General features: G+C 75.0%; 14 protein-coding genes. 4 read left to right on the top strand and 10 right to left on the bottom strand.

Annotated features, from left to right (window positions below):
• The 3 genes from ACFYPD_RS31030 to ACFYPD_RS31020 all read right to left on the bottom strand — a co-directional run bounded on the left by ACFYPD_RS31030 (nt 1) and on the right by ACFYPD_RS31020 (nt 2,391).
• Nucleotides 1-1,047, bottom strand: coding sequence for a LacI family DNA-binding transcriptional regulator (locus ACFYPD_RS31030; protein WP_387121301.1), 1,047 nt, complete (start codon nt 1,045-1,047; stop codon nt 1-3).
• A gap of 86 nt (nt 1,048-1,133) precedes the next feature.
• Nucleotides 1,134-2,021: a helix-turn-helix domain-containing protein gene (locus tag ACFYPD_RS31025; protein WP_387121298.1), complete on the bottom strand. Its 888-nt coding sequence runs from the start codon at nt 2,019-2,021 to the stop codon at nt 1,134-1,136.
• A gap of 115 nt (nt 2,022-2,136) precedes the next feature.
• Nucleotides 2,137-2,391 carry a DUF397 domain-containing protein gene (locus ACFYPD_RS31020; RefSeq protein WP_387121295.1) on the bottom strand — a complete coding sequence of 85 codons (255 nt, stop codon included), beginning with the start codon at nt 2,389-2,391 and terminating at the stop codon, nt 2,137-2,139.
• 252 nt (nt 2,392-2,643) lie between these two features.
• On the opposite strand from ACFYPD_RS31020, the gene ACFYPD_RS31015 reads away from it, so the two are divergent.
• Nucleotides 2,644-3,279, top strand: a complete 636-nt coding sequence (locus ACFYPD_RS31015) for a GGDEF domain-containing protein (RefSeq protein ID WP_387121293.1) — start codon at nt 2,644-2,646, stop codon at nt 3,277-3,279.
• Between the two features lie 10 nt (nt 3,280-3,289).
• On the opposite strand, the gene ACFYPD_RS31010 is transcribed toward ACFYPD_RS31015, so the two are convergent.
• The gene (locus ACFYPD_RS31010) at nt 3,290-3,784 is read right to left on the bottom strand and encodes a type II toxin-antitoxin system PemK/MazF family toxin (protein WP_387121290.1); all 495 of its coding nucleotides are present in this window, start codon (nt 3,782-3,784) and stop codon (nt 3,290-3,292) included.
• Nucleotides 3,785-3,940: 156 nt separating this feature from the next.
• On the opposite strand from ACFYPD_RS31010, the gene ACFYPD_RS31005 reads away from it, so the two are divergent.
• Nucleotides 3,941-4,363 carry an OsmC family protein gene (locus ACFYPD_RS31005; RefSeq protein WP_387121287.1) on the top strand — a complete coding sequence of 141 codons (423 nt, stop codon included), beginning with the start codon at nt 3,941-3,943 and terminating at the stop codon, nt 4,361-4,363.
• A gap of 11 nt (nt 4,364-4,374) precedes the next feature.
• Here the strand turns inward: ACFYPD_RS31005 and ACFYPD_RS31000 are convergent, their stop codons facing one another.
• On the bottom strand, nt 4,375-5,112 hold the full coding sequence (locus tag ACFYPD_RS31000) for a class I SAM-dependent methyltransferase (RefSeq protein WP_387121284.1): 738 nt from the start codon (nt 5,110-5,112) through the stop codon (nt 4,375-4,377).
• Nucleotides 5,113-5,167: 55 nt separating this feature from the next.
• On the opposite strand from ACFYPD_RS31000, the gene ACFYPD_RS30995 reads away from it, so the two are divergent.
• Complete coding sequence (locus tag ACFYPD_RS30995; RefSeq protein ID WP_387121281.1) at nt 5,168-5,686, top strand: NUDIX hydrolase; 519 nt, start codon at nt 5,168-5,170, stop codon at nt 5,684-5,686.
• Between the two features lie 40 nt (nt 5,687-5,726).
• Entirely contained in the window at nt 5,727-6,962 is a 1,236-nt protein-coding gene (locus tag ACFYPD_RS30990; RefSeq protein WP_387121278.1) for a hypothetical protein, read from the top strand.
• Between the two features lie 40 nt (nt 6,963-7,002).
• Here ACFYPD_RS30990 and ACFYPD_RS30985 read toward each other — a convergent pair whose 3' ends face one another.
• Genes ACFYPD_RS30985 through ACFYPD_RS30965 form a run of 5 tightly spaced genes read right to left on the bottom strand, consistent with a single transcriptional unit; the run spans nt 7,003 to nt 22,297 of the window.
• Nucleotides 7,003-12,549 (bottom strand): amino acid adenylation domain-containing protein, encoded by a 5,547-nt coding sequence (locus ACFYPD_RS30985; RefSeq protein ID WP_387121275.1) that lies wholly within the window; start codon nt 12,547-12,549, stop codon nt 7,003-7,005.
• A 1-nt stretch (nt 12,550) separates the two neighbouring features.
• Nucleotides 12,551-15,670 (bottom strand): amino acid adenylation domain-containing protein, encoded by a 3,120-nt coding sequence (locus ACFYPD_RS30980; protein ID WP_387121272.1) that lies wholly within the window; start codon nt 15,668-15,670, stop codon nt 12,551-12,553.
• On the bottom strand, nt 15,667-15,855 hold the full coding sequence (locus ACFYPD_RS30975) for an MbtH family NRPS accessory protein (RefSeq protein WP_091266326.1): 189 nt from the start codon (nt 15,853-15,855) through the stop codon (nt 15,667-15,669). Before ACFYPD_RS30975 ends, ACFYPD_RS30980 begins: the two co-directional genes overlap by 4 nt.
• Nucleotide 15,856: 1 nt before the next feature.
• Nucleotides 15,857-16,810 (bottom strand): TauD/TfdA family dioxygenase, encoded by a 954-nt coding sequence (locus tag ACFYPD_RS30970; protein ID WP_387121269.1) that lies wholly within the window; start codon nt 16,808-16,810, stop codon nt 15,857-15,859.
• Nucleotides 16,811-16,837: 27 nt separating this feature from the next.
• Entirely contained in the window at nt 16,838-22,297 is a 5,460-nt protein-coding gene (locus ACFYPD_RS30965) for an SDR family NAD(P)-dependent oxidoreductase (protein ID WP_387121266.1), read from the bottom strand.
• Nucleotides 22,298-22,303 lie beyond the last annotated feature (6 nt).

The raw sequence follows: 22,303 nt of genomic DNA, 5'->3' as shown, positions 1-22,303 counted from the left end.
TCAACTCCTGGGGACGGGACCGGTGGAGGTCCGGACGACGAGGTCGGTGGGGAGCAGGAGGTGGCCGGCGGCCGGGTCGGCCGGCGGTTCGAGCAGCAGCGCGGCGGCGAGCCGACCCTTCTCCTCGGCCGGCTGCCGGACGGTGGTCAGCCCGGCGTCGGCGGCCTCGGCGACGTCGTCGAAGCCGGTGACCGAGAGGCCGGAATGCGGGCCGGCCGCGTCGAGCACTCCGAGCGCCAGCACGTCGGAGCAGGCCAGCACGGCCGTGGGCGGGTCGTCGCCGGCCAGCACCGGTGCGATGGCCGCGGCGGCGGCGGCCCGGCTGTTGCCGGCGGCGTTGACCACGGTGATCTCCGGCCAGGGAACGCCGACGGCGGCGAACGCGTCGGCGAAGCCGGCGAGCCGGCCGTGGGTCGTGGGGTGGGGGGCGTCGCCGGGATCGGCCAGCCGCAGCGGCCCGGGCGGCGCGTCGGGCAGCACGGTGTCGCCGAGCAGGGCCACCCGCCGGTGCCCGAGGCCGGCGACGTGGGCGGCGACGGACCGGGCGGCGGCGCGCTCGTCGATGCCGACGAAGCGGTCGGCGGGGCCGGCCGCGGCGGGGGCGGTGGTGACGAGGGGCAGCCCGCGGTCCCGGATCGCCCCGAGCACGTGCTCCTCGTCGCCAACGCAGTAGACGCAGAAGCCGTCGACCGCGGCGTTGTCGACGGCGGCCCGGGCCCCCTCGCGGTCGCGGGGCAGGGGCACCAGCAGCAGGCTGGCGCCGTGCTGCTCGGCCACCTGGCCGACACCGGCGAGGAAGCGCACCGCGAACGGGTCGGTGAAGGCGTAGGACAGCTCGGAGGTGAACAGGACGCCGATCGCGCCGACGAAGCCGCGGCGCAGTGAGCGGGCGGTCGGGTCGGGGCCCGGGTAGCCGAGGCGGCGTGCGGCGTCGAGGATCTTCGTCCGCAGGGCGGCGGACAGCTGGTCGGGCCGGCTGTAGGCGTTGGAGACGGTGCTGCGGGAAACGCCCACCGCGTTCGCGACGTCCTGCAGGGTCGGCTTCACCGGTCTGCCCTTCTGAATCGATTCAGTACTGTATCGATTCAGAAGCTACTCCGCCGCCCGGCGGACGTCAATCGGAAACCGTCCGGTCAGGCCGGGTAGAGCTCGTCCCGGATGCGGGCCAGCAGCTCGCGGGTGCGCTCGGGCGGCGCGGCCTCGCCGCAGAGCCGCTCCATCGCCGTCGCGTAGTGGTCGAGGTCGTCGCGCTTGTCGAGATAGACCGCGCTGGTCAACTGCTCGATGTAGACGATGTCCGGCAGGTCCTGGTCGCCGAAGCGCAGGATGCTGAAGGCCCCACCGGCGGCGGCGTGCCCGCCCGCGTCGAACGGGACGATCTGGAGCCGGACGTGCGGCGCGGCGGTCGCCTCGATGAGCGCGTCCACCTGCTCACGCATCACGGCGGCGCCGCCGACGGGCCGCCGCAGCACCGCCTCGTCGAGCACCGCCCAGAGCTGCGGCGGATCGCTGCGGCGCAGCAGTCCCTGGCGCTCCATCCGCAGGCGCACCCGCCGGTCGACCTCCGCCGGCGGGGCGTCGTGGTGGCCGAGCAGGACCACCGCCCGGGCGTACGCGGGGGTCTGGAGCAGGCCCGGGACGAACTGCACCTCGTACGTGCGGATCAGCGCGGCGGCGGCCTCCAGCCCCAGATAGGACTGGAACCAGCCGGGCAGCACGTCTCCGTAGCGGTGCCACCAGCCGGGACTGTTCGCGTCGCGGGCGAGCTTGAGCAGCGCCGCCCGCTCGTCGGGCACGGTGACGCCGTAGAGGGTGAGCAGGTCCGCGACGTCGCGCTCCTTGAAGCCGACCCGGCCCAGCTCCATCCGGCTGATCTTGGATTCGGAGGAACGGATCTCCCAGCCGGCGGTCTCCCGGCTCACCCCGGCACCCTCACGGAGTCGGCGCAGCTGCGCCCCGAGCAGCATGCGCAGCACGGTCGGACCGCTGGTCGGGCCTCCCTCGACGGGCACCGTCGTCACCTGGCCGTCCTTCGCCTGCCGACTGTCCTGACCGGACGCCCCAGCCCGGCCGAGGAGTAAGCATGCCATGGACCGACAGTGAGGTGAACTCCTCCGGACGGAGGATGCGGTCCGGTCAGCGGGACGGCGCGCGGGCGATGAGGTGGTCGAAGTCGCCGTCCCGGGCACCGAGCACGAACGCGGCGATCTCGTCGACCGTGTAGATGAGCGCCGGCCCCTCGGGGTGCCGGGAGTTGCGTACCGCGATGCCGCCGCCATCGGGCAGCTCGGCCAACTCGACGCAGTTGCCGCTCGGGTTGCTGCGCCGGCTCTTCAGCCACCGCACCGGGGGCAGCTCGGTGGTGGGTACGCCGTTCGAGGGCTGCTGCATGAGCGTCCTTCGCGGGAAGAGCCAGCCGATGCCGCGGGGAGGGGGCGGTGGGTGGCGACGGGGTGCCGTCCACTGAGGACGGAGATGCACGTGCATCTGCTATTGCATCTGCAATGGACAGCGAGCATGATATCGCACGTGCGGTGTACCCGGACGTTCACGTTCGGTTACCCGGATCCCGGTTGCGAGCAGACAGAACAGGTCCGGCCCGGCACCGTCCGGCGAGGCCGGGGCCGCGGTGAGGGAGGGCGCGTGCCGGATCCGATGACCGTCGCCTCCGGCATCTCCGCAGCTGGCGCCCTGGTCTCCGCCTGGCAACTGCGCCGCCGGGCACTGCGCGCCGAGGCCGAGATCGAGCTGCTCCAAGCCGAGCTGGCGGCCGAGCGGCACGCGGCCAGCCACGACCCGCTCACCGGGCTGCCCAATCGGCGGGCCTTCTTCCGGCTGGCCGCCACCCTGCTCACCGACGCCGCCGGCAAGCCGCTGGTGGCTATCGTGCTCGACCTCGACGACTTCAAGCAGGTCAACGACCGCTACGGGCACGCCGCCGGCGACCAGGTGCTGGTCAGTGTGGCGCAGCGGCTGGCCGCGTTCGCCGGGGACAACCCCGTCGCCCGGCTCGGCGGCGACGAGTTCGCCGGCCTGCTGGTCAGTCCGACGGTGGACCGGCGCTGGATCGAGCACGCCACCCGCCGGCTCTGCGAGGCGCTCGCCGCGCCGATCCCGCTGGGCGCCCGCAGCGTGCGGGTGACCGCCTCGGTCGGGCTCGCCCCGGTGCACGGCCCCACCCAGCTCACCGACGCGCTGTGCCGGGCCGACGCGGCGATGTACCGGGCGAAGACGGTCGGCGCCGCCCGCGCGGCCCGCCAACTCGTCGGCGAGTGGTGAGCGACGCCCGTCAGCGCCAGCCGTAGCCGGACCGCAGCGCCTGGCCCACCCGGTCGAACCGGCGCCGGTCCAGCACCGCACCCTCGCGACGGATGCTGTCCTCGCGCATGGTGAGCACCCGGTCCAGGCGGACCCAGCTCGACCGCTGGTCCCGGTCCCACTCCCCCGGGCCAAGCGCCAGCCAGTGCCGCTGGCCGTCGCGGTCGCTCTGACTGGACAGCATCAGCCCGAACAGCGTGCGGCTCTGCCGGCCGACCACCAGCACCGGGCGGTCCTTGCCCTGCCGGGGGTCGTCCTCGTAGGGCACCCAGGTCCAGACGATCTCCCCCGGGTCCGCCTGCCCGTCCAGCTCCGGCGCGTACGCCAGCTCGCGCCGCTGCAATGCGCTGACCTGCCGGCGCCGGGCGACCTGGGCCGGAATCGGCCCGGCGGTACGGGTGGGCGCGGCCGCGCCCCCGGCGATCCGACCGAGCCGGGACGCCACGTTCCTCAACAGACCTGCCACGGCGGGCAGCCTATCCCGCGCCGTCGAACGGGCGCGCGGCGGCGGCGGGAGGATCAGACGGCCCGAGCGGTCGACGCGGGTTCGGGCTGAAGCGCCGAGCCCGCCGGCCGGCCCGGGATGGTTGACTCGGCCTGGTCGGAAGCGGAGGTGGTCGGTATGACCGTCGAGGTACACACGCGCAGCCTGCCCGGGCGGCCGGCGGCGATCGGCGCGGCGGGCCCGTTCACGCTGGTGGTGGATCGCCCGGCGGACGGCGGCGGGGACGGGCTCGGTTTCAACGGCGGGCAACTGCTCTACCTGGCGGTGGCCGGCTGCGTCTCCAACGACCTGTTCCGCGAGGCCCGGGCGGCCGGGATCACGCTGCACCGGGTCGAGGTCACCGTGCACGGCGACTTCACCGGCGACCCGGCGGTCTCCACCGAGGTCGGCTACGACGTGCGGGTCGAGGGCGACGCGACCGAGGCCCGGCTGCGCGATCTCGTGGCCCGGGTGGACGCCATCGCGGAGATCCCCAACTCGCTGCGCCGGGGCACTCCGGTCCGGCTGCGGCACGCCAAGGTGGCGGGCACCACCGGCTGACCGAGCCGGCGTCAGGCGGGGCGGCGGGCCAGGACGAGCGTGGTGCGCAGGTCGAGGACCACGGTGCCGCCGAAGCCGTCGATCGCCGCGCCGACCGCGGCGAGCACCCGCTGGCGCAGCGCGGGCGGGCGGCGCAGCTGCGGCGAGAAGGTGCCGACCAGCCGCAGGTAGGCGGCGGTGTCCAGCGGCACGTCCCGGCGGAAGAGCGGTGCCCGGACGTCCGTGAAGAGGCCACTGTCGGCGATGTCGGCGTGGAACCAGCCGTCGGGGCGGTCGCCCTGCTGTTGCGGGTCGGCCGACTCGAACGCGGCCCGGATGGCCGCTGCTTGGTCGGGGTCGACGTAGTCGTAGCGGTTGCCGAAGACGGCGAGCGTGCCGCCGGGGCGCAGCGCGTCGTGTGCGCGGCGGTTGCGGGTGGCGGGATCGAGCCAGTGCCAGGCCATGGCGCAGGCCAGCGCCGACACGCCGCCGGCCGGCGGGGTCCACTGCTCGAAGGCCGCCGTCACCACGTCGACCTGGGGGAAGCGTGCGGCCAGCACCCGGGCCATCCGGGGGTCCGGCTCGACGCAGGTCGTCGGCGCTCCGAGGCCGAGCAGGGTGGCGGTGGCCAGGCCGGTGCCGGCACCCACCTCGGCCAGCAGGTCGGGCGTCCCGCCGTGGTAGGCACGGATCGCCGCGACGATCTCGGCCGGATAGCCTGGGCGGGCCTCGTGGTAGGCGCCGGCCACCTCGCCGAAGAGCTGCGACATGATCGTCATCATCGCAGGTCCGGCCCGTCGCCACCGCCCCGACGGAGGGAATGCCGTGGATCCGGAGCTGCCCCGCGACCTGCCGTTGTTCGAGCGGCGGGCGGTCCGGCTGGTGGTGCTGGACGCCGCCGACCGGGTGCTGCTGTTCCACACCCGCGACCCGGATCATCCCCAGCTGGGCACCTGGTGGGAGCTGCCCGGCGGCGGGCTCGACCCCGGGGAGACCTACCTGGAGGCGGCGGTGCGGGAGCTGCGCGAGGAGGCCGGCATCGTGGTCGCGCCGGCGCAGGTGGGTGCGCCGACCTGGCGGCGGCGGGCCAGTTTCCGGCACCGGCAGCGGCGGCACCTCCAGGGCGAGGTGGTGGTGCCGGTACGGCTGCCGGGGCCGGGGCCGGACGTGGACGAGGCGCACCGGCTCGACTACGAGGTGGAGGACTACTTCGGGTTCCGCTGGTGGCCGGTGGCCGACGTGGTCGCCGACCGGCCACGCTGCTACCCGGGGCGGCTGCCGGAGCTGCTGCCGGCCTTCCTGGCCGGCGAGGAGATCGACGAGCCGTTCGAGCTGTGGTCCTGACCGGCGTGCCGGACGCGCCGCCGACCGGCACAGTGGAGCGGTGAACCCTCTCCACGCACCCCTGGCCCACTACGCCGAGCGGCTGCACCGCGCCGCCGGCGACGCCCACCACGTCGCCTCGCCGCTGGGCGCCTGGCTGCTGCTCGCGCTGACCGGTCCGGCGGCCACCGGCGAGGCCCGGGCGACCCTCACCGAGGCGCTCGGCACCGACGCGGACGACGCCGCCGCGGCGGCCCGCGCGCTGCTCGCGGAGCCGCACCCGCTGGTCGCCGCGGCCACCGCGCTGTGGGAGCGGACCCCCTTCGAGCAGCTGGCCGCCTGGCGGGCCGGCCTGCCGGACCGTACCGAGCGGGGTCCGCTGCCCGACCAGGCGGCACTGGACGCCTGGGCCCGGGAACGCACCGCCGGCCTGATCGAGCAGTTCCCGGTCGCCGTCACTCCGGACACCCTGGTGATCCTGGCCAGCGCGCTGGCCACCCGGGTGTCCTGGGCGGACCCGTTCCGGGTGGCGCCGGCAGGTGAGCTGGGGGCCGGCAGCGCCTGGGCGGGCCGGCTGCGACGGGTGTTGCGGACGCCGCCGTGGGGCCACCGCTGCTGGGTGGCGGCCACCGAGCGGGCCGGCGACGTGGCGGTGCACGCCGCGCCGGCCCGACCGGCGGACGGCGGGGCCGGGCTGCTGGTGGTGTCGGTGGCCGCCGCGCCGGACGTGCCCGCGGCGGACGTGCTGGCCGCCGCGCAGGAACTCGCCGCGACCGCCGCCACCGTCCCCGGCGGGGTCGAGCCGGGTCGCCGGTCGCTGTTCGACCTGCCGCTCGGCGAGACGCCGCTGTGGACGCTGCGGGAGGAGCCGACCCGGACGTTCGCCCGGGACGGCCGGGAGGAGCGGGCCGCGGCGGTGCTGCCCTGCTGGTCGGCCGAGAGCCGGCACGACCTGACCCCGGCCGGGTTCGGCTTCGACGGGGCGGCGCGGGCGCTGGGCGCGCTGCTCGGCCTGGCGGAGCCGCCGTTCGAGGCGGTGCAGTCGGCGGTGGCCCGGTTCGGGCGGTACGGCTTCGAGGCCGCCGCGGTGACCGCGTTCGCCGTCGCGACCGGGATGCCGCCGGAGGGGGTCGCCCGGGTCGCCGAGCTGCGGTTCGGGCACCCATACGCGGTGGTGGCGGTGGCCACCGACGAGGCGGGCGGGCCGTGGCACGGGCTGCCGGTCTACTCCGGGTGGGTGGCCGAGCCGGCGGAACTGCCCGGGGAGGAGGCGGCGGACCCGCCGGAGCGGTGGTGAGCGTGGCGGCCTCCGGTTGCCGCCGGAGGCCCCCACCGACCTAGACGGTGACCTTCTCCCGCTCGGCGGCCCGGGCGGCGAGCCGCCGTTCCCGCTCCTGCGCGCCGATCAGGTCGTCGGGAAGGGAGTCCTCGACCTCCAGGTCGAAGCGGCGCAGCAGGCGGATCGCGAAGCCGCCCAGGGTGATCAGGATCAGGACCACCCCGAAGCAGACGTACGCGAAACCGATGCCTCGGCCCGGGCCGGTGCCGATCACCGCGCCCACCGACCCGGCCAGCGCCCCACCCGGGGCGAGCATCGGCTCGAACAGGGCGGTGGCGCCCGGCGCGAGCAGCGCGAACCCGATGGGCAGGGTGGACCAGGCGATGGTCTGGTTGAGGCTGAACACCCGGCCGTGGAAGCGCTGCGGCACCTTGACCTGGACGATGGTGGCGTAGATCGACTGGGCGGTGGTCATCGCCATGGCCAGCCAGCAGAAGCCCACGCAGATCATCGCGAGCGAGGCGTCCAGGCCGATCAGGACGCAGCCGATCGCCGTGCCCAGGTTGCCGATCAGCACGCCGATCATCCGCCGTCGGCGCGGCCCGCCCCAGAGCGACATGAGCACGCCGCCGGCCACCGCGCCGACCGCCTCGGCCAGCGCCACCTGGGCCACCTGCGTCGGGCTGCCGAAGGAGAGCACCAGCGGGGTGGTGAGCACCAGCGCGGGGGCGAGGAAGATGTTGCCCAGCGCGAAGTAGCCGAGCATCAGCCGGAAGCCGCGGTGCTGCCAGGAGTAGCGCATCCCGTTGGCGATGGCCACGAGCAGCCGCTCCCGGGGTCGCCAGCCGAGCAGGTCGGGGAAGCGGACCACGGCCAGGGTGAGCACGGCGACCACGTAGCTGGCCACGTCGATGAGCAGGATGCCCTTCAGTTCGATCGCGGCGAGCAGGCCGGCGGCGAAGACCGGCATGAGCAGGGTGGCCACGCCGGTGGAGAGCTGGGTGATGCCCATGGCGTGGCCGAGGTAGCGCTTCGGCACGAGCTGCGGCACCGCCGACTGGAACGCGATCCGCTGGAACGACCCGGCGACCGAGCTGAGCGCGACCAGCAGGTAGATGTGCCAGAGCACCAGGTTGTCGGTCCACAGCAGGGCGGCCAGGACCAGCTGGATCGACCCGGCGACGGAGCTGGCCAGCATCATGATCCGGCGCCGGCTGACCCGGTCGACGACGGCGCCGGCCACCGGGAGCATGAGCACACCGCAGATCAGCGCGAGCGCCCAGAGCAGGCCCAGGTCGGCCACCGACCCGGTCCGGTTGAACAGCCAGATCGGCAGGGCGAACGCGGTCAGCGCCGACCCGGTGCTGGAGACGAGCTGCCCGAGGGTGATCGACAGGAAGCGGGCCATGCTCGGCTTGACCGTCGCGGTCGCCGGCCCCTCCTCGGCGCCGACCCGGAGCCGGTCGAGGACCGCCCAGCCGGCGTCCTCGCCCCGGGCCTGCGGGCCGAGGTCCGTCACGTCCCCGGCGACCACGGCCGGGTGCACCCGGGTGACGATCTCGGCCAGTTCCTCGGCCCGGTACTTGAGGAAGAAGTGCCCGGCCTGGTCGAGGACGACCAGCCCGAGGGTGTCGCTGAGGAACTGCCACTCGGCGTACCGCTCGCGGTAGTAGTCGGTGACGGGGTCCTCGGAGCCGACCACCGAGATGATCGGGGCGCTCAGCTTCGTCGCCCGCTGGTCGAGCAGCCGGGTGAAGTACTCCTCCGAGGCGCGGGAGTCGGCCCGCATGTTGCTGATGATCCGGTCGGCCTGCTCCGGGTCCAGCTCGTCGGTGTCCACGCCCATCGACTTGAGCCAGCTGGCGTAGTGCTTGTTGCTGCGCAGCTGTTCGAGGCGGTTGCGGGCCGCCGCGAAGAAGCCCTTGGGGCGGGCGAACGGGAACATGGCGCCGATGTAGACCGCGTCGAGGTCCCGCCCGGCCGCCTCGACCTTGCGGGCCACCTCGGCGACGATGGCGCTGCCCACGCCGCAGTGGCCGTAGAGGGCCAGCGGCCCCTCGACCCGTTCCAGGATCTCGTCGGCCACCCGGGTGGTCAGCTCGTCGAAGGGCAGCGCGTCCTCGCTGAGGCCCACGTCGTGACCGGGGATCGCGAGGGACCACAGCGCGTGTCCGGCCGGCAGCGCGTCGGCGAGCGGCTGGTAGACGATGGCGCTGCCGCCGCCGTACGGGACGCAGACGTAGGTGAGCACCCGCTGGGCGGCGGGGATCGGCTTGGTCAGCTCGTAGAGCAGCCGGCGCGGGCCGGCCTCGGCGGCGTCGCCGGAGATGAACGCGGCCAGCTCACGGATGGTCCGCTGCTGGAACAGGTCCATGACGCCGACCGCCCGGCCGCCCAGCTCCGCCTTGCGGATCTTCGCGACCACCTGGGTGGCGAGCATCGAGTGCCCGCCCAGGTCGAAGAAGTCGTCGTCGATGCCGAGCGTGTCGACGCCGAGCACCTCGGACCAGATGGCGGCGAGCGCCCGCTCGGTGTCGTCGCGGGGCTCGACCAGCGCCACCGACGCCTCGCGGGTCACCACCGGCGCGGGCAGCGCCTTGCGGTCGAGCTTGCCGTTCGGGGTCAGCGGCAGCGCGTCGAGGCTGACGAACGCCGCCGGCACCATGTATTCCGGCAGGGTCTCCTTGAGCGCCGCCTTCAGCGCCGCGTGCTCGGCCGGCCCGACCAGGTACGCGGTGAGCCGCTTGTCGCCGGGGCTGTCCTCGCGGACGATCACCGCCGCCTCGGTCACGCCGGGCTGCTCGCGGAGCGCGCTCTCGATCTCGCCCAGCTCGATACGCAGGCCGCGCAGCTTGACCTGGTGGTCGATCCGGCCGAGGAACTCGATGACCCCGGTCCCGTCCGGCGCGACGACCCAGCGGGCCAGGTCGCCGGTGCGGTAGAGCCGGGCGCCCGGCTCGCCGGAGTGGGGGTCGGGGACGAACTTCTCGGCGGTCAGCGCCGGCCGGCGGTGGTAGCCGCGGGCCAGCCCGACGCCGCCGATGTGCAGCTCCCCGGCCACCCCGACCGGGCACTCGGCGCCGGCCGGGTCGAGCACGTGCAGCCGCAGGTTGGCGATGGGCGCGCCGATCGGCACGCCGGTCACCTCGGCCAGCCGGGCCGGGTCGCAGTGCCAGGCGGTGACGTCGATGGCCGCCTCGGTCGGGCCGTACAGGTTGTGCAGGCCGCACCAGGGCAGCCGGGCGGTGAAGTCGAGCGCGGAGGTCAGTGGCAGCTCCTCGCCGGAGCAGATCACCCGGCGCAGCGCGGTGGCCGCGTCGATGCCCTCCTCGGCGAGGAAGACCGTCAGCATGGACGGTACGAAGTGGGCGGTGGTGATCCGCTCGGCGACCAGCAGGTCGCGCAGGTAGCCGGCGTCCTTGTGGCCGCCGGGCTTCGCGAGCACCAGCCGGGCGCCGGTGCGCAGCGGCCAGAAGAACTCCCAGACCGAGACGTCGAAGCTGGCCGGGGTCTTCTGGAGCACCGCGTCGTCGGCGCCGAGACCGTAGGTCTTCTGCATCCAGTCGAGCCGGTTGACGATGCCCCGGTGGGTGTTCGGCACACCCTTGGGCCGGCCGGTGGAGCCGGAGGTGTAGATGACGTACGCCAGGTGCTCGGGGCCGGCCGTGGGCGCCGGGTCGGTGGCCGGCTGGTCGGCCCAGACCGTGGCGTCGTCGAGGGCGAGCACGGTGGCGGCGGTGGCCGGCAGCACGTCGCGCAGGTGCTCCTGGACCAGCACCACCGGCGCGTCCGCGTCGGTGACCATGAAGGCGAGCCGGTCCGCCGGGTACTCCGGGTCCAGCGGCAGGTAGGCGCCGCCGGCCTTGAGCACGCCGAGCAGGCCGGCGACCAGCTCGACGGAGCGTTCCGCGCAGACCCCGACCAGGGTCTCCGGGCCGACGCCGGCGGCGCGCAGCCGATGCGCGATCCGGTTGGCCGCCGCGTTCAGCTCGGCGTAGGTGAGGCTGCGACCCTCGATGGTGACGGCGACCGCGTCCGGGGTGGCGGCGGCGCGCTCCTCGATCGGGCCGTGCAGGGTCGCATCACGCGGGAAGTCCGCGGCCGTGTCGTTCCACCCGGCCAGCAGCGCCCGCTCGTCGGCGGGAAGCAGCTCCAGCCGGGAGACCGGGGTGTCCGGCGCGGCGACGATCGCGGCCAGCAGGGTGGTCCACCGCCGGGCCATCCGCTCGACGGTGTCCCGGGTGAACAGGTCGGTGTTGAAGACCAGCTTGCCCCAGAGCCCGTCGACGGTCTCCACCGCGTGCAGCTCGAAGTCGAACCGGGTGGCCCGCAGCTCCATCGGGGTCCACTCGAAGGTGACCTCGTCGGCGCGGGACACCCCGCTGAACCGGCCCATCTCGTAGTTCTGCAGCACGAACATGGCCTGGAACACCGGGGAGCGGCTGACGTCGCGGGGCAGCCCAAGCTCGTGGACGACCTTGGCGAACGGCACCTCGGCGTGCTCGAAGCCGTCGAGCACGGTGCGCCGGGTGCGCGCCAGCAGCTCCGTGAAGGTGGGGTCCCCGGCCAGCTCGGCGCGGAGCGGCAGCATGTTGATGAACATGCCGACGACGTTCTCCAGCTCGGGCGCGGAGCGGCCGGCCACCGAGGCGCCGACGGCGAAGTCGTCCTGACCGGCGTGCCGGGCCAGCAGCACCTGGTACGCGGCGAGCAGCGTCATGAACAGCGTGCCGCCGGTGGCCCGGGTGAGCGCGTTGAGCCCCTCGGTGGCCGCCGGGTCGAGCTGGAACTCGACGAAGTCGCCCCGGTAGGTCTGGGTGGCCGGGCGGGGCCGGTCCAGCGGCAGCTCCAGCGGGGTGATGCCGGCCAGCCGCTCCTTCCAGTAGTCGACGTGCGCCCGGGCCTGCGGGCCGTCCAGCTCCCCGGCCTCCCAGACCGCGAAGTCCCCGTACTGGATGGGCAGGGCGGGCGGCTCGCCGCCCCGGTAGAGGGTGATCAGGTCGCGCAGCAGCACGTCCACCGACCAGCCGTCGCCGACGATGTGGTGCTGGCCGAGGAAGAGGACGTGGTCGTCGACGTTCATCCGGTCCGGAGTGCCGTCTTGCGGCGCGGAGGCCGGATTATCGTCGTCGGCGGCCAGCCGGATCAGCAGGGCGCGCAGCAGCGGCCCGTTCGCCAGGTCGAACGGTTCGGCGGCGGCGGCCTCCACCAGCGCCTGCACGCCCGCCTCGTCCGGGGCGTCCACGATGGTCAGCGGCACCTCGACGGACTCCTCCACCACCACAGTGGGGCGGCCGTCGGAGTCGGCCGGGAAGCGGGTGCGCTGCGACTCGTGCCGGGCGCCGAGCGCGGCCAGGGCCGCGCGCAGCGCCTCGACGTCGAGCGGGCCGCGCACCCGCAGCGGCACCGCGATGTGGTACGCCGCCTCGCCCGGGGCGAGCTGGTCCATGAACCAGACCCGCTCCTGGGCGTACGACAGCGGCACCTCGGCGCCGGGGGGCCGGGGGGTGATCCGGGCCGCGGGGGCGGCCTGACGGGCGCGCAGTCGCTTGGCGATCAGCGCCTGCCGGGCCGCCTCACGGGCCGGATCCTTCAGGTCGGTCATATCAGCTGGTTCCCTCTTCCGCCGCGAGCAGCGCGGCGACCTCGCTGTCGGAGAGCCCGTCGAGTTCCGCGGCGATCCGCTGCTCGATCTGGGCGGCCAGGTCCGCCACCACGGGGCTGCTGAACAGCGCCCGCATGGGCAGGTCGACGTCCACCTCGGCGCGGATCCGGGCCATGGCCCGCATGCCGCGCAGCGAGTTGCCGCCGAGGGTGAAGAAGTCGTCCAGGGCGCCGACCTTCTCCACCTGGAGGATCTCGGCGTACACCTCGGCGACCAGGGACTCGGCCTCGGTGCGCGGCGCGACGTAGGCGTCCTCGGCCGGAGTGGCGGCGGCCGGTGCGGGCAGCGCGGCCCGGTCCAGCTTGCCGTTCGGCGTCAGCGGCAGCGCGTCGAGCCGGACCAGGGCCGCCGGCACCAGGTGCGCGGGCAGCTCGCGGGCCAGTTCGGCGCGGACCGAGTCCTCGTGCGCGGGGCCGACCAGATAGCCGACCAGGGTCGGCTCGCCGGTGTCGGTGCGCACCGCCGCGGCGGCCGCCCGGACGTCCGGGTGCGCCAGCAGGGCGGCCTCGACCTCGCCCAGCTCGATCCGCATGCCGCGCACCTTGACCTGGTCGTCCCGGCGGCCCAGGTAGTCCAGGGTGCCGTCGGGTCGCTGGCGGGCCAGGTCGCCGGTGGCGTACATCCGCGCGCCGGGCGGGCCGTAGGGGCAGGGCAGGAAGCGCTCGGCGGTGAGGCCGGGGCGGCGGTGGTAGCCGCGGGCGAGCTGCGCGCCGGTGACGTACAGCTCGCCGACCACGCCCGGGGGCACCGGCTGGAGGGCGGCGTCGAGCAGCAGCGCCCGGGTGTTCCAGGTGGGCGCGCCGATCGGCACCGGGCCCGGCGGGACCGGCTCGCCGGGGGCGATCCGGGCGGCCACGCAGCCCACGGTGGCCTCGGTCGGGCCGTACTCGTTGACCACCGCCACGTCGGGGTGGGCGGCCCGCCAGCCGGCGAGCTGCTCGGCGGTGAGCGCCTCGCCGCCGATCACCAGGTCGGTGGTGGGCGACAGCTCGCCGTCGAGCAGCGGCAGGTGGCTCGGGGTGACCTTGAGGAAGGCCGGCCGGCCGCCGGCGCGGGCGGCCGGTTCGTCGATCGCGGCGAGCCGGACCGTGCCACCGGCGGTGAGCGTGCCGAGCAGGCCGGTGACGGTGAGGTCGAACGAGATCGGCGAGTGCAGCAGCGCGGTGCCGGCCAGCCCCGGGTAGGTGTCCCGGGCCCAGGCCAGGTAGCCGGTCACCGCCCGGTGCTCCACCACCACGCCCTTGGGCCGCCCGGTGGAGCCGGAGGTGTAGAGCACGTACGCCGGGTGCTCCGGTCGCAGCGGGGTACGCCGGTCGGCGTCGGTCAGGTCGCCGTCGGGCTGGTCCGCGCCGAGCTCGCCGTCGAGCACCAGCGCCCCGCCGGGCACCAGGGCGGCGGTGTCCGGGTTGGCCACCACGAGGGCCGGCGCGGCGTCCTCCAGCAGGTAGGCGATCCGCCCGGCCGGGTACGCGGTGTCCACCGGCACGTACGCGGCGCCGGACTTCAGCACGGCGAGCATCGCCACCACCAGCTCGCCGGAGCGGGGCAGGGCGAGCGCGATCCGGGTCTCCGGTCCGGCGCCGCGGGCCACCAGCAGCCGGGCCAGCCGGTTCGCGGCGGTGTTCAGCTCGGCGTACGTCAGCGGCACGCCGTCGCAGACCAGCGCGGTGGCGTCCGGGGTGGCCGCGGCCTGCCGCTGCACCTCGTCGGCCACGGTGACCGGCGGCACCTCGCGCGAGGTGTCGTTCCAGGCGCCCAGCACCAGGTCGCGCTCGGCGCCGGTGAGCAGCGGCAGCGCGGCCACGGTGCGCTCCGGGTCGGCCACGGCGGCGGTGAGCAGCCCGACGTACCGCCGGACCACCGTCTCGGCGGTGGCCCGGTCGAATAGCGCGGTCCGGTAGACCAGGCGGCACTCCCCCGCAGTGATGTCGAAGGCCAGGTCGTCCTTGGTGGTGCCCAGCTCCACCGGGTCGAGGCCGGAGTCCGGGATGTAGTTCAGCGCGGTCTGGAAGATCGGCTGCACCGACGGGTCGCGCTGCGGGTCGACCGCCTCGACGATCTTCTGGAACGGGGTCTGCCCGTGCTCCATGGCGTCGACCAGGCCGTCGCGGACCCGGCCGAGCAGCGCGGCGAAGCTCGGATCACCCGAGACGTCGCAGCGCAGCGCCACCGGGTTGACGAACATGCCGATCAGCGGGGCCAGCTCGGGGGTGTCGCGGCCCGCGGTGGACACGCCGACCACCACGTCGGTGTCGCCGGAGATCCGGGACAGCAGCGCCGCGAAACCGGCCAGCAGCACCATGTACGGCGTGGCCGCCGCGCCGACCGCCAGCCGGCCGACCCGGTCGAGCAGCCCCTCGGGCAGGTCGAAGCGCACCTCGTCGCCGGCGAAGCCGAGCTGCGCCGGTCGGGGCCGGTCCAGCGGCAGGTTGGTCACCGCCGGCGCGCCGGCCAGGTGGCCGGTCCAGAAGGCGAGCTGCCGGTCCAGTTCCGCCCCGGCGAGCTGGTCGCGCTGCCAGACCGCGAAGTCGGCGTACTGGATGGGCAGCTCGGGCACGGCGGGCTCGGCGCCGGTCTGCGCGGCCGCGCAGAACGCGGCGAGTTCGGCGTGGAACAGCACCGCCGAGTGGCTGTCGAAGACGGCGTGGTGCGCCACAAAGACCAGCGCCCAGGTGTCGTCGAGACGGACCAGCCGGGCCCGCCACAGCGGCGGCGTGTCCAGCGGGATCGGGGTGCGGGCCAGCTCGGCCCGGATGACCTCGAACGCGGCCCGCCGCTCGGATTCCGGCAGGTGGCTCAGGTCGGTGGTGGGCAGCGGGACCGGCTCGTGCGCCCGGACCACCTGGACCAGCGCGCCGTCGTCGACCCGCAGGTGGGTACGGAGCGCCTCGTGCCGGGCCACCACCCGGTTCACCACGTCACTGGCCGCGTCGGCGTCGACGCCCGCCGGGAAGCGCCACGGGATGGACACGTTGAACACCGGCGACCCGGCGTCGAGCTGGTTGGCCATCCACACCCGCTCCTGGGCGAAGGAGGCCGGGAAGGTCCATTCCTGACTCATGAGTGGGCCTCGCGGACGGAGCGGGGGCGCATGTCGGTCCAGACTGTGTCGACGTGGGCCAGGCACTCCTCGCGGGTGCCGGCGAAGCCGGCGTCGTGCCAGCCCGCGGGGAGGTCCCGGTCGGCCGACCAGATCGAGTACTGCTCCTCGTCGTTGCGGACGACCAGGAATCGGGGTTCGGCCATCTCAGTTCGCTCCAGGGGTGTCGGGGGTGTGCGGCTCGGCCATCGCCACGGCGATCTTGCGGGGGCCGGTGAACGGCTCCCGGCCGTGCGCGGCGGTCATGTTGTCCACCACCAGCACGTCGTCGCGCTGGTAGTCGAAGCGGACCGTGGCCGCCCGGTAGGCGGCGCGCAGATGGTCCATGACGTCGGCGGGGATCTCGCCACCGTCGCCGTAGTAGGTGTTCGACGGCAGCCCGTCGGCGCCGAACATGGCCAGCAGCCCCTCCTGGTAGTCCTTCGGGAGGGTGCTCACGTGGAAGAAGGTGGCGTGGTTGAACCAGCGCGGGGTGTCCGAGCCGGGCCGGTGGTGCACCACGTCCCGCACCGCCCGGGTGCGCAGGCCGTCCTTGCCGACCCACTCCACCGTGATCCCGTTCGCCGCCGCGTACGCCTCGACCTCGGCCCGGTTCTCGGTGTTGAACACCTCCTGCCAGCGGGTGCCAAAGTCGCCGTGGAAGTTGCGCACCAGCATCCAGCGCCGCCGGACGAACTCCGCACGCACCGCCGGGTCGATCAGGTCGTGGACCCGGCGGACGTCGGCGAGCGGGGTGGCGCCCCGGGTCTCCGGCGCGGTGATGCAGTAGAAGAACAGCGTCAGCGGCCAGCGCGCCTGGTACGAGTTCTCGTTGTGCAGGAAGATCTCCTCGTCGGGCGGGTAGTCCGTCGAGGTGTACACCCGGCCCTTGATGGAGTGCCGGGGCGAGGAACGCTCCGTGTAGGTCAGCGGCTCGCCGGACAGGGCGCGGACCACCCCGTCGAAGCCGTCCACCCCGCCGACGTCGAAGCCGCGGAACAGCAGCCCGCCGTGCGCGACGAGGGTGGCCCGCAGCTCGGCGCGGCGGGCCGCGATCAGGTCGGTCAGGGCGCGGCCGTCGTTCTCGACGACCACCGGCAGCGTGGCGATCGTGTCGCTCATGATGCGGTGTCTCCTTGTCCTTCGTGGTCAGGCGCGGGGCAGCCGCGGGATGGCCGGGATCGCCGCCGGCGCGGCCGGTTCGTCGGCGGGCTGGCTGGACCGCAGCTCCTCGATCCGGGCGGCCAGCCCGGCGACCGTGGGGGTCTCGAAGAGGCTGCGCATGGGCAGCCGCACCCCGGTGGCCTTGCGCATCGCGGCGATCAACTGCACCGCGACCAGCGAGTTGCCGCCGAGGGCGAAGAAGTCGTCGTCCACGCCGACCTCGGTCACGCCGAGGCCGTCCCGCCACACCTGGGCGATGGTCTTCTCCAGCTCGGTGGAGGGGGCGGCCGAGCCGCCGCCCGTGCCGGCCGCCAGGGTGGCCGGTGCGTCGGTCTCCGCTTCCAGGCTGTCCGTGGTCACCCGGGCCGCGCGTCGCCGGATGTCGGCGACGGTGCGGGTGGTGATGACCACCTGCGCGCCCAGGCCGGCGGTGAGGCTGCGGCGGAACGCCTCGGCCCCGTCGACCGGCCGGATGTCCTCGGTGACCGGGGCCGGCGCCGGCTCGGCGGCGGTCGGGGTGTCGGCCAGGCCGCCGGTCACGGCGCCCTGGTCCACCTTGCGCAGCACGAAGTCGCTGATCGCGACCAGCTCCCGGCCCTCGGTGTCGCGCAGCGACAGGTCGGCCGCCACCACCTCCTCGGTGGCGCTGGGCCGGTGCCGCAGGTGGCTGTGGAAGGTCGCCGGCAGCGCCCCGCGCACCACGATCCGGCCGTACGACAGCGGCAGGTAGGTGCCGGCGCCCTGGCCGCGACCGAACGCGGTGGCCACGTCCAGCAGCGCCGGGTGCAGGCCCCACGAGGGCAGGTCGCCCAGCGCGGCGGCGGGCGCCACGACCCGGGCCAGCTCCTCCCCGTCGGCCAGGTGGTGCTCGGCCAGGGCGGCCCAGCGGGGGCCGAAGGTGAGCATGCTGGTGCGGCCCCGGCCGAACGAGGCGTCGTCGTCGACCCGGCGGCCGGCGACGGCGGGCGTCCCGGCCGGCGGTGCGGGCTCGGTGGTCCAGCCGGCGGCGCCGCGCACGTGGGTGCGGAGCTGGCCGGCGGCCAGGCTGGCCACGGTGAAGTCCATTCCGTCCTCGGCCGGGGTCAGCTCCACCCGGTACTGGGCGACCGTGCCGTCCGGCACCGAGAACGGCTCCAGGAAGACCACGTCCCGCAGTTCCACGGTGGCGTCCGGCGCCGGGGCGGGCAGCGCGGCGGTCACCGCGGCCCGCACCGACTCCAGGTGGGCGGTGCCGGGCACCACCGGCACCCCGCCGATCCGGTGCTCGTCCAGCAGCCAGTGGGTGCTGGCGGAGACCAGGCCGTGCAGCACCGTGCCGTCCGGGCCGGTCACCCTGGTGGTGAGCACCGGGTGGTCCACCGGGCCGGTGACGGTGTCCCGCCCGGCGGCCCGGAAGGCGGCCGGCGCGTTGGTCTCCACGGCCATGCCGACCTCGGCCCAGCCGCCCCAGTTCTGCGAGACCACCGGGGCGCGGAAGCCGGCGCCGGCACGCGCCCAGGCGTCCAGGAAGGTGTTCGCCGCGCAGTAGTCGACCTGGCCGAAGCCGCCGATCACCGCGGTGATCGAGGAGCAGAGCGCCACGAAGTCCAGCGGCAGGTCGCCGAAGACCTGGGCCAGGGCGAGGGTGCCGGCGAGCTTCGGGGCGAGCACCCGCTCCGCCTCGGCCCGCTCCTTGATCTCGGCCATGCCGCCGCCGGGCAGGCCGGCGGCGTGCACGATGCCGTCCAGGCCGCCGAACCGGGAGACCGCCGCCTCGCGTACGCGGCGCAGGTCGTCGGGGTCGGTGACGTCGGCGGCGAGCACCAGCACCTCGGCCCCGGCCGCCTCCATCCGGCGGATCGCGGCGATGGCCCGGCCGGCCCGGTCGGCGCCGCCGTGCACCGCCAGGTGCTCGTCCCACCGGTCCCGCTCGGGCAGGCCGGAGCGGGCCAGCAGGACCAGCTTGGCGCGGGCCCGGCGGGCGAAGTCCTCGGCCAGGGTGACGCCGACGCCGCCGAGACCGCCGGTGATCAGGTAACGGCCCGTCTCGCGCAGCACGCCGGGCGAGTCCTCGGCGTCCACGGTGACCTGCTCGTAGCCGGCCACCCAGCGCCGGTCGCGGCGCAGCGCCACCTCCGGGTGCTCCGGGTCGACCGGGCCGCGCAGCTCGGCCGCGAGCGGGGCGACCCCGCGCGCGGCGGTGTCCGCGTCGACCAGCCGGACGGTGAGCCCGGGCAGCTCGACCGGGAGCACCCGGGCCAGGCCCGCCAGGGTGGCGTGCTCCGGCCGGAGCAGGTCGTCGCCGCGCACGTCGCCGATGCCGGCGGTGACCAGGTCGAGGCGGATCCCCTCCTCGTCGGCGGTCAGCCCGGCCCCGGCGAGGGCCTGCACCAGGTGCAGGGCGCTGAAGAAGCCCCGGTCCTGGGCGGCCCAGGCGGCGGCGATGTCGGTCCCGGCCGGCTCGCCGTCGAGGGCGTACGCGTGCACGATCCGGCGGGGCAGGTCGGCGCCGAGCGCGGCGACCAGGGCCTCGTGGTCCTCGCGGACGCCGGGGCGCAGCCGGAAGCCGGTGGCGGTGGCGGCGAAGGCGTCGCCGGCGCGTACCTCGACCGGGTCGTCGCCGGCGGCGCGCAGCGCGGCGACGAGCGCGTCCCCGCGCGGGCCGTCGGCCAGCACGAGGCACCGGCCCAGCGGGACGACGGTCCGCGCCGGGGCGGCCTGCCGCCACACCGGCACCGCGAACCACTCCGGCAGGGGCCGGGGCCCGGTCTCGACCGGGGCCGCCGCCTGCTCCACCGGGTCCGGATCGACCCAGTAGCGGCGCCGCTCGAAGGGGTAGGTGGGCAGCGGCACCCGCCGGGCGTCGGGGTCGACGGCCAGGGTCACCGGCACCCCGGCGCACCAGAGCGCGCCGGCGCTGCCGAGCAGGGTGGCCAGGTCGCCGATCGGCTCGCCCGGCCCGGGCAGGCTGCCCAGCGGGGTCAGCTTCCGCTGCGCCTCGGACGCCTTGGCGACCTGCATCCGGGCCAGGTTGGCGAGCTGTCGGCCCGGGCCGCACTCGACCAGCGCCCAGGTGCCCTCGGCGAGCAGTGTGGCCACGCAGGCGCCGAAGCGGACCAGCCGGCGCAGGTGCGCCGCCCAGTACGCCGGGTCGGTGGCCTCCGCCGCGGTGATCCAGGTGCCGGTCACGTTGGACAGGAACGGCACGGCCGGCGGGCGCAGCGGCACGCTCGCCATCAGCGCGGTGAACTCGTCGAGGATCGGGTCCATCATCGGCGAGTGGAAGGCGTGCGAGGTGCGCAGCAGCTTGGACTTGTTCTTGCCGCCCAGGCTCGCGGCGAACTCCTCGACCAGCGCGGTCTCGCCGGCCACCACGCAGGTGCCCGGGCCGTTGACGGTGGCCACCGACAGCCCCTCGGGCAGCCGTTCGGCGACCGCCGACTCGTCCAGCGTCACGGCGAGCATCGAGCCGGCCGGCAGCGACTGCATGAGCCGGCCCCGGGCCGCGACCACCCGCAGCGCGTCGGGGAGGGTGAGCACGCCGGCCACGGTGGCGGCGACGTACTCGCCGATGGAGTGGCCGAGCATCGCGGCCGGGGCGACCCCGGCCCGCTGCCAGGCGGTGGCGAGGGCGTACTCGACGGTGAACAGCGCGGGCTGGGTGTAGCGGGTCTGGGTGAGCTTCTCCCCCGCCTCCGGGTCGCGACCGAGGATCAGGTCCCGGATGTCCAGGCCCAGCTCGGGGCGGAGCAGCTCGGCGCACTCGTCCACGGTGGCCGCGAAGGCCGGGTCCTCGGCGTACCGCTCGGCGCCCATGCCGGCGTACTGCGAACCCTGGCCGCTGAACAGGAAGGCGACCCGCGGGGCGGGACCGTCGAGGACGCCCCGGTGTGCCTTGCGCTTGTCCCGCAGGGCGACCGCCGCCGACGGCAGGTCGGTGGCGACCACGGCGGCGCGGTGCGCGTACTGCTGGCGGCCGACCCGCAGGGTGTGCGCGACGTCGGCGAGCAGTTCCGTGCCGCCTCCGCTGCCGTTCTCCAGGTGGTCGGCGAGCCGCCTGACCGCGGTGTCCAGCGCGGTCGGGGTCTTCGCCGAGACCTGGAGCAGGTGCGCGGGGCGGACCCGCCGCTCGGTCCGGTACGCGGCCGGTGCCTCCTCCAGCACCACGTGCGCGTTGGTGCCGCCGATGCCGAACGAGCTGACCCCGGCGCGGCGCGGCCCGCCGTCGGTGTCCCACTTGGTCAGCGTGTTCGCCACGTAGAACGGGGTGTCGGCGAAGTCGATGGCCGGGTTCGGGGTCTCGTAGTTGATGGTCGGCGGGATCAGGCCGTGCTCCATGGCCAGCACCGTCTTGATCACGCTGACGATGCCGGAGGGCTGGCTGAGGTGCCCGATGTTGGACTTCACCGAGCCGATGCCGCACCAGCCCCGGTCGTCGGTGTCCTTGGTGTACACCGCGGAGAGGGCGGCGACCTCGATCGGGTCGCCGAGCGCGGTGCCGGTGCCGTGCGCCTCGACGTAGCTGATGGTGCGCGGGTCGATGCCGGCCAGGCCGACCGCCTGGGCGACCGCCTCCATCTGCCCGTCGATGCTGGGGGCGGTGAAACCGACCTTGCCGGCGCCGTCGTTGTTGATCGCGTTGCCGAGCACCACGGCGCGGATGGTGTCGCCGTCGGCGATCGCGTCGGAGAGGCGCTTGAGCAGGGTGACCCCGACACCGCTGCCCCAGACCGTGCCGTTGGCTCCGGCGTCGAACGGGCGGCAGCGCCCGTCCGGCGAGGTGAAGCCGTCCATGCCGAGGTAGCCGACGTGCGGCAGCTCGATGTTGACCCCGCCGGCCAGGGCCATGTCGCACTCGCCGTTGCGCAGCGCCTCGCAGGCGAGGTGGAACGCCACCAGCGAGGTCGAGCAGGCGGTGTGCACCGTCAGGCTGGGCCCGCGCAGGTCCAGCCGGTAGGAGACGTTGGTGGCCACGTAGTTCGGGGAGTTGCCGGTGGCGAGGGAGACCGCGCCGTGCGGGCTGCCGCCGACCCGCTTGTTGCGCAGCACGTTGCGGTGCAGGTAGGTGTTGCCGCCGGTGCCGGCGTAGACGCCGACCGCGCCGTCGTAGCGCGCCGGGTCGTAGCCGCCGTCCTGGAGCGCGGTGTAGCAGGTCTCCAGGAAGAGGCGGTGCTGCGGGTCGGTGATCTCGGCCTCGCGGGCGGTCATCCCGAACAGGCCGGCGTCGAACTCGTCGTAGCCGTCGACCAGCGGGGCCCGGCTCACCCAGCCGGGGTCGTCGACCTCCTCCGGGGTGGCGCCGCGGGCGAGCTGCTCCTCGCGGGTCAGCACGGTCACCGACTCGACGCCGTCGACCAGGTTGCGCCAGAACTCGTCGACGTCGGCCGCGCCGGGTAGGCGGGCGGCGAGCCCGACGATCGCGATCGGGTCGATGCCGTCGTCGGTGGTGGGGATGTCGTTCTGCATCGGGGT

Origin of the sequence: Micromonospora sp. NPDC005299, from assembly GCF_042872345.1 — a bacterium.
Lineage (GTDB): Bacteria > Actinomycetota > Actinomycetes > Mycobacteriales > Micromonosporaceae > Micromonospora.
This window is presented reverse-complemented; position numbering and strand designations above follow the sequence as displayed.